Origin of the sequence: Pseudogulbenkiania sp. MAI-1, assembly GCF_000527175.1 — a bacterium.
Lineage (GTDB): Bacteria > Pseudomonadota > Gammaproteobacteria > Burkholderiales > Chromobacteriaceae > Pseudogulbenkiania.
Genome location: NZ_AZUR01000001.1, coordinates 342024 through 352022 on the forward strand (window position 1 = coordinate 342024; position 9999 = coordinate 352022).

8 protein-coding genes are annotated in these 9999 nt (G+C 66.6%); 2 read left to right on the forward strand and 6 right to left on the reverse strand.

The genetic code is table 11. The annotated features are described in order from the left end of the window. Nucleotides 1–2: 2 nt before the first annotated feature. Complete coding sequence (gene pyrE, locus PSEMAI1_RS0101535) at nucleotides 3–647, reverse strand: orotate phosphoribosyltransferase (RefSeq protein ID WP_024301175.1); 645 nt, start codon at nucleotides 645–647, stop codon at nucleotides 3–5. A gap of 73 nt (nucleotides 648–720) precedes the next feature. On the opposite strand from pyrE, the gene PSEMAI1_RS0101540 reads away from it, so the two are divergent. Continuing rightward, nucleotides 721–1497, forward strand: a complete 777-nt coding sequence (locus PSEMAI1_RS0101540) for an exodeoxyribonuclease III (RefSeq protein WP_024301176.1) — start codon at nucleotides 721–723, stop codon at nucleotides 1495–1497. Next, nucleotides 1498–2094, forward strand: coding sequence for an alpha/beta hydrolase (locus tag PSEMAI1_RS0101545; protein ID WP_024301177.1), 597 nt, complete (start codon nucleotides 1498–1500; stop codon nucleotides 2092–2094). It abuts the gene before it with no gap. A gap of 152 nt (nucleotides 2095–2246) precedes the next feature. On the opposite strand, the gene PSEMAI1_RS0101550 is transcribed toward PSEMAI1_RS0101545, so the two are convergent. From PSEMAI1_RS0101550 to PSEMAI1_RS0101570, 5 genes are all read right to left on the reverse strand, one after another. Then, nucleotides 2247–3086 carry a sulfurtransferase gene (locus tag PSEMAI1_RS0101550; protein ID WP_024301178.1) on the reverse strand — a complete coding sequence of 280 codons (840 nt, stop codon included), beginning with the start codon at nucleotides 3084–3086 and terminating at the stop codon, nucleotides 2247–2249. Nucleotides 3087–3233: 147 nt separating this feature from the next. After that, nucleotides 3234–3638: an HIT family protein gene (locus PSEMAI1_RS0101555; protein WP_024301179.1), complete on the reverse strand. Its 405-nt coding sequence runs from the start codon at nucleotides 3636–3638 to the stop codon at nucleotides 3234–3236. 114 nt (nucleotides 3639–3752) lie between these two features. Continuing rightward, nucleotides 3753–5366 carry a methyl-accepting chemotaxis protein gene (locus PSEMAI1_RS0101560; protein ID WP_024301180.1) on the reverse strand — a complete coding sequence of 538 codons (1614 nt, stop codon included), beginning with the start codon at nucleotides 5364–5366 and terminating at the stop codon, nucleotides 3753–3755. A 149-nt stretch (nucleotides 5367–5515) separates the two neighbouring features. Continuing rightward, on the reverse strand, nucleotides 5516–5878 hold the full coding sequence (locus PSEMAI1_RS0101565) for a 5-carboxymethyl-2-hydroxymuconate Delta-isomerase (protein WP_024301181.1): 363 nt from the start codon (nucleotides 5876–5878) through the stop codon (nucleotides 5516–5518). A gap of 147 nt (nucleotides 5879–6025) precedes the next feature. After that, the gene (locus PSEMAI1_RS0101570) at nucleotides 6026–9877 is read right to left on the reverse strand and encodes an FAD/FMN-binding oxidoreductase (RefSeq protein WP_024301182.1); all 3852 of its coding nucleotides are present in this window, start codon (nucleotides 9875–9877) and stop codon (nucleotides 6026–6028) included. Between the last annotated feature and the right edge of the window lie 122 nt (nucleotides 9878–9999).

The following is a 9999-nucleotide window of genomic DNA, read 5'->3' on the forward strand; positions in this document are numbered from 1 at the left end:
GATCAGTCGTTCACTCCATATTGGGCGCGGTAGGCGCGTACGGCGTCCAGGTTGGCCGCCAGTTCGGGATTGCCTTCGAGGAAGGTGAGCAGGTCTTTCAGGGTGGCGATAGCCACCACCGGCAGCCCGTAGGCCTGTTCGACTTCCTGCACGGCGGACAGCGCGCCGGTGCCGCGTTCCATGCGGTCGAGCGCGATGGCCACACCGGCCGGTTCGGCGCCGGCAGCACGGATCAGCTGGACCGATTCGCGCACCGAGGTGCCGGCGGAGATGACGTCGTCGATGATCAGCACGCGGCCCTTGAGCGGGGCGCCGACCAGCACGCCGCCTTCGCCGTGGTCCTTGGCTTCCTTGCGGTTGTAGGCGAACGGCACGTTACGGCCGGCCTCGGCCAGCGCCATCGAGGTGGCGGCGGCCAGGATGATGCCCTTGTAGGCCGGGCCGAACAGCATGTCGAATTCGATCTTGTCGCTCATTATCGCTTTCGCATAAAAGCGCGACAAGTGCAGCGTGGAGAGGCCGTCGTTGAACAGGCCGGCGTTGAAGAAATAGGGAGATTTCCGACCCGCCTTGGTGATGAACTCGCCGAACTTCAGCACCTGCTTGTCCAGCGCAAAACGAATAAAATCCTGGCGGAAATCGCTCATATCAACCTCTTTTTGAAACATTAACCATTTGAAAAGCCTGCCTTTGGCGGCAAGGATAACACGGGAGACTGTCTTGCTTCGAATCGTTTCGGCCAACCTCAACGGCGTCCGCTCGGCGGACAAGAAGGGCTTTTTCGACTGGCTGGCCGGCAGCCAGGCCGATCTGGTGTGCGTGCAGGAACTGAAGGCGCAGCCGGCGGATCTGTCGCCGCGGATGTGCGCGCCGGACGGCCTCACCGGCTATTTCCACTGTGCCGAGAAGAAGGGCTACAGCGGTGTCGGCATCTATTCCCGGCACCAGCCCGACGCGGTGGTCGAGGGGCTGGGCATCGACTGGATCGATGCCGAAGGGCGCTATCTGCAGCTCGATTTCGGCCAGTTGTCGGTGGTGTCGCTGTACCTGCCGTCCGGTTCCAGCTCGGACGAGCGCCAGCAGGTCAAGTTCGATTTCCTCGACGTGTTCATGCCGCACCTCAACGAGCTGCGCGCCGCCGGCCGCGACATCGTGATCTGCGGCGACTGGAACATCGCCCACAACGAGATCGACCTGAAAAACTGGAAGGGCAACATGAAGAACTCGGGCTTTTTGCCCGAGGAGCGCGCCTGGATGAGCGACCTGCTCGGCAACGGGGGCTGGCAAGACGTGTGGCGCCGGCTCTATCCCGAGGTGCCGGGCTACACTTGGTGGAGCAACCGTGGCCAAGCCTACGCCAAGGACGTGGGCTGGCGCATCGACTACCACATCGTCACGCCGTCGATGATGGAGCTGGCGCGCACCGCCTCGGTGTACAAGGACGAGAAATTCTCCGATCACGCCCCGTTGATCGTGGACTACGACAGGAGCCTGTGAATGCTCGACGAGGACGATATCTTTCTGCTGACGGTGCCGGGCTGGGGCAATTCCGGCCCGCAGCACTGGCAGACCCTGTGGGAGCGCAGCTACCCGCTGGTGCGCCGGGTGGAGCAGGAGGACTGGCTGTATCCGGAGCGCGACGCCTGGGTGGCGGCGCTCGCCCGTACGCTGGACGAGATCGACGGCAAGGTGGTGATCGCGGCGCACAGCCTGGGCTGCCACACCGCCGTGGCCTGGTTGCTGTCGGCGTCGCTGCCGGAGCAGCGCAAGGTCAAGGGGCTGTTGCTGGTGGCGCCGCCGGCACTGCCGATCACCGCCGAGCGGGCGCTGGCCAGCGGCGAGCTGCCGGAGGGTGCGCCGCTGCCGGCGTTCACCGGTTTCGGGGAGGCCTGCGCCCGGCGCCTGCCGCTGCCGGCCATCGTGGTGGCGAGCCGGGACGACCTGTTCTGTCCGTTCGCCGAGGCCGAGCGCATGGCGCAGGACTGGGGGGCGAAGCTGGTGGATGCCGGCAATGCAGGCCATATGGGCAGCACCGCGGGGCTGGGGAACTGGCCAGAAGGGCAGCGCCTGCTGCAGCGTTTGATGCTGTCGTAGGACGGGGGGCGGCACTGGGTGCCGGAACCCGTCGTGCTTCACCCGCGTTGCGATGGGTCACGCTGCTACCTAGCTGATGCCCAAGGTCGAGGTTCTACCCGCAAAAAACCATCCGGATTTATCGCCAGATGGCTTTTTTGTCGGGGAAAGGTTCAGCGTTCCACCGGCCGGGCGGGGTCGCTGCACCATTCGCTCCACGAGCCGGGGTAGAGCCGGCTGCCGGCGAGCCCGGCGTGTTCCATCGCCAGCAGGTTGACGCAGGCGGTCACGCCGGAGCCGCACTGGTGCACCACTTCCGACCAGTCGTCGCGCGCGCCCAGCAGCGCGATCCATTCCTGCTTCAGCCTGTTCTTGTCCTTGAAGCGGCCGTTCTCGTCCAGGTTGCGCATGAAGAAGCGGTTCAGCGCACCGGGGATGTGGCCGCCGACCGGGTCCAGCGTTTCGCCCTCGCCGCGGAAACGTTCCGGCGAGCGCGCGTCCACCAGCACGAAGGCCGGCTCGCGCAGGTTGGCGACGACGGCGTCGACCTTCACCGCCTGCGCCAGTGCCGGGCGGCTGCCGTAGCGTTGCGTGTGACGGCGCGGGACGTCCCGCGTCAGGGCACCGCCGTTTGCCAGCCAGGCCGGCAGGCCGCCGTCGAGCACGGCGACCGCTTCGTGCCCCAGCCAGCGCAGCAGCCACCAGGCGCGCGCGGCGAACATGCCGCCGGCGTCGTCGTACACCACCACCTGCTTGCCCGGCGTGACGCCGCAGGCGCCCAGATCGGCCGCCAGGCGCTGGCCTTCCGGTAGGGGGTGGCGGCCGTTGCGGCCGGTTTTCACGCCGGACAGGTTGTAATCGAGGTTGAGGTAGTGGGCACCGGGAATGTGCCCCTTGTTGTAGGCGTGGTGGCCATGGTCGGGGTCATTGAGCTGGAAGCGGCAGTCCAGCACGACGCGCTCGGTTTCCGGCAGGGCGGCGAGTTCGCCGAGGGAAATCAGCGTGGTAAACATGGTGGCTCTCCATTAAGCGAGGGAGCCGCTTAAAAGCTGGCCGGTGGGCCGGCTTGCAAGCGGTTCCACAGGGATGACGACTAGCCTGCACAGAGCGTTTGGCAGGCGGCAAGCCCGCCTTCATGCCGATGATACCGGCCGCCTGCCTCAGGGAGTTGGGGCCAGCGCGGCGGCCAGCTTGTGCGCCAGGTCCGGCTGGCCATGGTCGGCGCCGCTGCGGCGCGGGCCGGCCCAGATCGGGCTGGGGAAATGGGCGTCGTTCTGGAAGCGCGGGATCACGTGCCAGTGCAGGTGCGGCACCATGTTACCGAGGCTCGCCAGGTTGATCTTGTCGGGTTTCATCACCTGGCGCACGGCGGCTTCGGTGCGCAGCAGCCAGTCGAACAGGTGCTGGCGGTCGGCCGGCGCGAGATCGGTCATTTCCTTGACGTGGGCCTTCCAGATGACGCGGCAGAAGCCGGGGTAGCCGGGTTCGTCGACCAGCACCACCCGCAGCCGGTCGTCTTCGAACAGCACGTTGCCAGCCGGCGAAGAGCAGAGTTCACAATACATGTCGGGGAGTCCGCGATGAACATGGAAAAAGAGAATGCTTCATTCTAGCCGAGCGCTGCGATGCAGTGCTCCGCCCGGCGCTTGGCGGGCGGGCACTCGCGACGGGTAAACGGGTCACAGCCGGTAGGCGCTGACCACCTGGCGCATGCGGCCGGAGACCTCTTCCAGCCGCTCGGCCAGCGTCGCCGCCTGGGTCGCCGCGCTGCTGTTCTCCCCGGCCATCCGTGCCACCTGTTCCACCTGCTGGGCGATGGTGGTGGTCGCCTCGCCCTGCTCGCGGATCGCCTCGGTGATTTCGGATACCAGCCGCACGCTGTGGCCGGACGAGTCGGAGATGCTGCTCATCGACTGCTGTGCCGAATTGGCGCCGGCCACGCCCTGTTCCACCCGCGCCACGGCGTGCTGCATGCGCTCGACCGCGCTGCCCGACACGCTCTGGATGGCGCCGATGATGGTGCCGATCTCCTGGGTCGAGGCGGCGGTGCGTTCGGCCAGTTTGCGCACCTCGTCGGCTACGACGGCGAAGCCGCGGCCCGACTCGCCGGCGCGCGCCGCCTCGATGGCGGCGTTCAGCGCCAGCAGGTTGGTCTGGTCGGCGACGTCGCGGATGACATTGATCACCGAGGCGATTTCCTTGCTCTTGGCGTCGAGCTGGCGAATGTCCGCGGCGGCGGTGTCGACCGCGGCGGCGATGGAATGGATGTCGCTGACGGTCTGGCCGATCACCTGGCGGCCGCTCTCGGCCTTGTCGCCGGCCTCGCTGGAGAGCTGGCGCGCCTCGCCGGCCCGCTCGGCGACGTGGTTGATGCTGACCGTCATCTGCTCGACCGAGGCGGCCATGTGCGAGGACGATTCGCTCTGCACGCCGGAGCTCCGGGCCACCTGCTGCGAGGCGCCGAGCAGTTCGGCCGAGGTCTGGCTCACTTCCTGCACGCCGCTCTGCAGGCTCTTGAGGCTGTCCTGCAGGCGGGCGATCAGCTGGTTGAAGGCGGTCAGCGTCTGGCTGACCTCGTCATGGCCCTTGACCTCGGCGCGGTGGGTGAAGTCGAGCGAGGCGCCGATGGCGCCGATGGTGCGCTGGGCGTTGGCGAGTCCGCCGCTGATCTGGCGGTAGATCAGCCACCCCAGTGCGCCGGTCAGCAACAGAATCGCCAGCACGGCGCCGCCGACGATGAGTTTGGCTTGCTGCACGGTGCTGTCGGCGCTGTCCGAGCGCTGCTGGGCCTGCTGCACGTTGTACTCGAGCTCCTGATTGAGGGCCGCCACGGTCTGGTCACCCAGCGTCTTGAGCTGGCTGAGCTTGGCATAGGCTTCGTCCTTGCGGTACAGGCCGGACAGCTGCACCGCCTTGTCGGCCTCGTTCAAATAGCTTTGCAGCGTGCCGGAGGAGGCCTTGAACAGGGCCTGGTCGCGCGCATCGTCGCCGATCTGCGTCTCGTAGTCCTTGAGGGCCTTTTCCAGCCCCTGGCGTTGCTGCTTGATCACGCCGTCGAGTTGCTGGATGACGGTGGCGTCGGTGGTCAGGATGTGGTTGAGGATGCTGGTGCGCATCGCCAGCAGTTCGATGATGACGTTGTCGAGCTTGCGCAGGCTGGGGATGGTGTCTTCATTGATGGTTTTCAGGTTCTGGTGGACCGTGCCCAATTGCTGCAGCGCCATGCCCCCGATGAAGATGCTGCCGACGATGGCAGCGGTGATGAGGATTATTAGTCTGTGTGCGATTTTCATTCTTTTCCCCCTTGTTGTCATGACGGCGCGGTGGACCGCCCGCGGGCCAGTATAGGCCATCTGCATGGTGTAATGAAGGGATTACCCGATGCACGGGAATGGTGCCCGGCACGGCGCCACCGGGCGCCTTAAGCGAGGCAGGGAGGGATTCAGCCGACAAGCACGGCCTTGCTGTAGGAGGCGCGATCGAGGTCGCGGATCTCCACACTCAGCTGTACCTCGGCGCCGGGCAGCCCCAGGCCGGCTTGCTGCAGCACCGCCAGCAGGCCGGCCGACAGCGCCTGTTTGGCCTCCGGCGTGCGGCCGGACAGGATCGCCAGCGTGACGTGGACGAAGGCGCGGGCGACCGGCTCGATGCCGGTGCGGTAATGGTCCAGTGCGATGGCCCGGCTCTTGATGTCGTTCTCGGCGAAGTGTCCCGACTCGGCCAACTGGCGGTTCAGCGCCAACAGCATGCGGTCGGCGTCGAGCGAGGTCAGGTTGCGGCTGTATTCCAGGGTGAGGTGGGGCATGGGGCGGCTCCGGGTGGGATGGGGATGTCATGATAGCCGAGCGGCGGGATGGGGTGGGTAAGTGAATGTACAGGCTGCCGACGGTCGGGCACAGGGCAACAAAAAAGGGCGGATCGCTCCGCCCTTTGCCTTGCAACCGCTGCGTCCTTACAGCAGCACCCGCTCGATGCCGCCGTTGCGCGCTTTCTCGACGTACTCCGGCATCCAGTTCTCGCCCAGCATATGCTTGGCGATCTCGACCACGATGTAGTCGGCCTCGGTGCCGGTGTCCTCGCCGTAGCGCGACAGGCCCTGCAGGCAGGACGGGCAGGAGGTGAGGATCTTCACCGGTTTTTCCTGCGGCTGGCCTTCGGTCAGGATCGCCAGGTCCTTCTCGATCTCTTCCTGCTTGCGGAATTTCACCTGGCTCGAGATGTCCGGGCGGCTCACCGCGAAGGTGCCCGACTCGCCGCAGCAGCGGTCATTGAGCTTGACGCCGCCGCCCAGCAGGTTGTTGGCCACGTCGAGCGGCTGGTAGGCCTTGATCGGGGTGTGGCAGGGGTCGTGGTACATGTACTTCTGACCGGCCACGCCGTCGAGCTTGACGCCCTTCTCCATCAGGTACTCGTGGATGTCGAGGATGCGGCAGCCCGGGAAAATGTCCTCGAAGCGGTACTGCGTGAGCTGGTCGTAGCAGGTGCCGCAGCTGACCACCACGGTCTTGATGTCGAGGTAGTTCAGCGTGTTGGCCAGACGGTGGAACAGCACGCGGTTCTCGGTGGTGATCTGCTCGCCCTTGTCGGCGTAGCCGGCACTGGTCTGCGGGTAGCCGCAGCACAGGTAACCCGGCGGCAGCACGGTCTGGGTGCCGACGTGCCACAGCATGGCCTGGGTGGCGAGGCCGACCTGGCTGAACAGGCGCTCCGAGCCGCAGCCGGGGAAGTAGAACACCGCTTCGGCGTCGTCGGCCACGTCGGGGCGGCGGATCACCGGCACGATGTTCGGATCCTCGACGTCGAGCAGGGCGCGCGCGGTCTTCTTCGGCAGGCCGCCTGGCATCGGGCGGTTGATGAAGTGGATCACCTGGGCCTTGACCGGCGGCTTGCCGAGCGTGGCGGGCGGCTGTTCCTTCTGCTTGCCGATCAGGCCGAACTTCTTGGCCAGGTCATGGCCGAGGCGCTGCGCCTTGTAGCCGATGTCGACCATGCCGACGCGCATCGCCTTGATGGTGGCCGGGTCCTTGGCGGTGAGGAAGGCCATGCCGAGCGCGGTGCCGGGGTTGAACTTCTTGTTGCCGGTCTTCCTGAGGAAGTTGCGCATCGCCACCGACACGTCGCCGAAATCGATCTTCACCGGGCACGGCTTGACGCAGCGATGGCACACGGTGCAGTGGTCGGCCACGTCGGACAGCTCGTCGAAGTGCTTGAAGCTGACGCCGCGCCGGGTCTGTTCCTCATAGAGGAAGGCCTCGGTCAGCAAGCCGGTGCCGAGGATCTTGTTGCGCGGGCTGTAGAGCAGGTTGGCGCGCGGCACGTGGGTGGAACACACCGGCTTGCACTTGCCGCAGCGCAGGCAGTCCTTGACCATGTCGGAGATCTGGCCGATGTCCGACTGTTCCAGGATCAGCGATTCGGCGCCCAGGAGCTCGAATGACGGGGTGTAGGCGTTGGACAGGTCGGCACCCGGCAACAGCTTGCCGCGGTTGAAGTGGCCGTTGGGGTCGACCTGCTGCTTGTAGGCGGCGAACGGCGCCATTTCCTCGGCGGTGAGGAATTCCAGCTTGGTGATGCCGATGCCGTGTTCGCCGGAGATCACGCCGTCGAGGCTGCGCGCCAGCGCCATGATGCGCGCCACGGCGTGGTGCGCGGTCTGCAGCATGTCGTAGTCGTCGGAGTTGACCGGCAGGTTGGTGTGCACGTTGCCGTCGCCGGCGTGCATGTGCAGCGCCACGAACACGCGGCCGCGCAGCACCTTCTGGTGGATGGCCTTGACCGCGGCGAGGATCGGCGCGTCGGTCTTGCCGGAGAACAGCGTCTCGAGGTCGGCCAAGAGTTCCTGCTTCCAGCTCACGCGCAGCTGGAAGTCGCGCATGGCGATGAACACCGACTCGGTGCTGGCCGCCGCGCCCTCCAGCGGGGCGTCGGGCCACTGGGCGCGGTAGTCGGCGAGAAGTGCGTCGAGGTGGTCGAGCAGCCACTGCCAGCGCGTGCGCACCGCGCCGATCAGCTCCAGTGCGTTCTCACGGCGCTCGCCGATCAGTTCGTCGGCCGACACCGCGCCGTTCTCGGCGTCCACCGGCAGGCGGCCATGGAAGTAGTCGGTGAGGCGGTCGAGCAGGCGCACCTTGTTGGCGATCGACAGCTCGATGTTGATGCGCTCGATGCCGTCGGAGTAGTCGCCCAGGCGCGGCAGCGGGATCACCACGTCTTCGTTGATCTTGAAGGCGTTGGTGTGCTTGGCGATGGCGGCGGTGCGCGCGCGGTCGAGCCAGAACTTCTTGCGCGCCTCGGCGGTGACGGCGATGAAGCCTTCGCCGGAACGGGCGTTGGCGAGCTTCACGACGTGGCTGGCGGCTTCCGCCACGGCGTTCTCGTCGTCGGACACGATGTCGGCGATCAGCACCATCTTCGGCCGGCCCTTGGACTTGGCCTTGGTGGCGTAGCCGACGGCGCGCACGTAGCGCCAGTCGAGGTGTTCGAGGCCGGCCAGCTGCACGCCGGCGGTCAGACCGGCGCCGCCCGGCTTGAAGTAGTCGGTGATCTCGACGATGGCCGGCGTGGCCTGCGCCACGGTGCCGAAGAATTCCAGGCACACGGTGCGGGCGTGCTTGGGCATGCGGTGCAGCACGAAGCGCGCCGAGGTGATGATGCCGTCGGTGCCTTCCTTCTGCACGCCGGGCAGGCCGGCGAGGAACTTGTCGGTGACGTCCTTGCCGAGGCCGACCTTGCGGAAGGTGCGGCCGGGGATGGCGAGCTCGCGGCTTTCCAGCACCGTTTCACCGTCGTCGGCCAGCTTGCTGATGCGGAAGGTGGCGGTGTCGACGTCGTGGATCTTGCCGAAGTTGTGGTTGAGGCGCTCGATGAACAGCCAGTTGCCGTCCGGGTCGACCATCTTCCACGAGGCCAGGTTGTCGAGCGCGGTGCCCCACAGCAGCGCCTTCTTGCCGCCGGCGTTCATCGCCACGTTGCCGCCGATACAGGAGGCGTCGGCCGAGGTCGGGTCGACCGCGAACACCACGCCGGCGGCGTGGGCGGCTTCCTCGACGCGGCGCGTCACCACGCCGGCGCCGCACTGGATGGTCGGGTGGCGGCCGGTGAGGCCGGGCAGGGCGATGTACTCGACGCCGTTGTGGCGGTCGAGCTTCTCGGAGTTGATGACCGCCGACATGCGGTCGAGCGGCACGGCACCACCGGTGTAGCCGGTGCCGCCGCCACGCGGGATGATGGTGAGGCCCAGTTCGATACAGGCCTTCACCAGCGGGGCGATCTCGGCCTCGGTGTCGGGGCACAGCACCACGAAGGGGTACTCGACGCGCCAGTCGGTGGCGTCGGTGACGTGCGACACGCGCGCCAGGCCGTCGAACAGGATGTTGTCCTTGCGGGTGTGGCGCGTCAGGCGCTTGAGAATGCGCGCCCGCAGCTCGCGGGTGTCGCTGAACTGGCGTTCGAAGCGGGTGACGGCGTTGCCGGCGGCGGCCAGCAGCTGGCCCACCTTGTCGTTGCCGACGCGGCGTTTTTCCACTTCACGCAGGCGGTGACGCATCGCCTCGGTCAGCGCCGCCAGGCGCTTGGGGTTGTCGAGCAGGTCGTCGACCAGGTAGGGGTTGCGGTCCACCACCCAGATGTCGCCCAGCACCTCGAACAGCATGCGCGCGGAGCGGCCGGTCTTGCGCTCGCCGCGCAGCGATTCCAGCAGTTGCCACATGTCCTCGCCCAGCAGGCGGATCATGATTTCTCGGTCGGAAAACGAGGTGTAGTTGTAGGGGATCTCACGTACGCGCTGGTGGGCGGTGGCGTTCATCGTGCTCTGGACTCGACAAGGTTTTGGATAATAACGACAAATTTTACCGCAATTGCTGCGTCGCGAAAAATGCCGCTCACGTCATGGTTATAGCGTTGCGGGCTATATGGCGAGGGAATTGG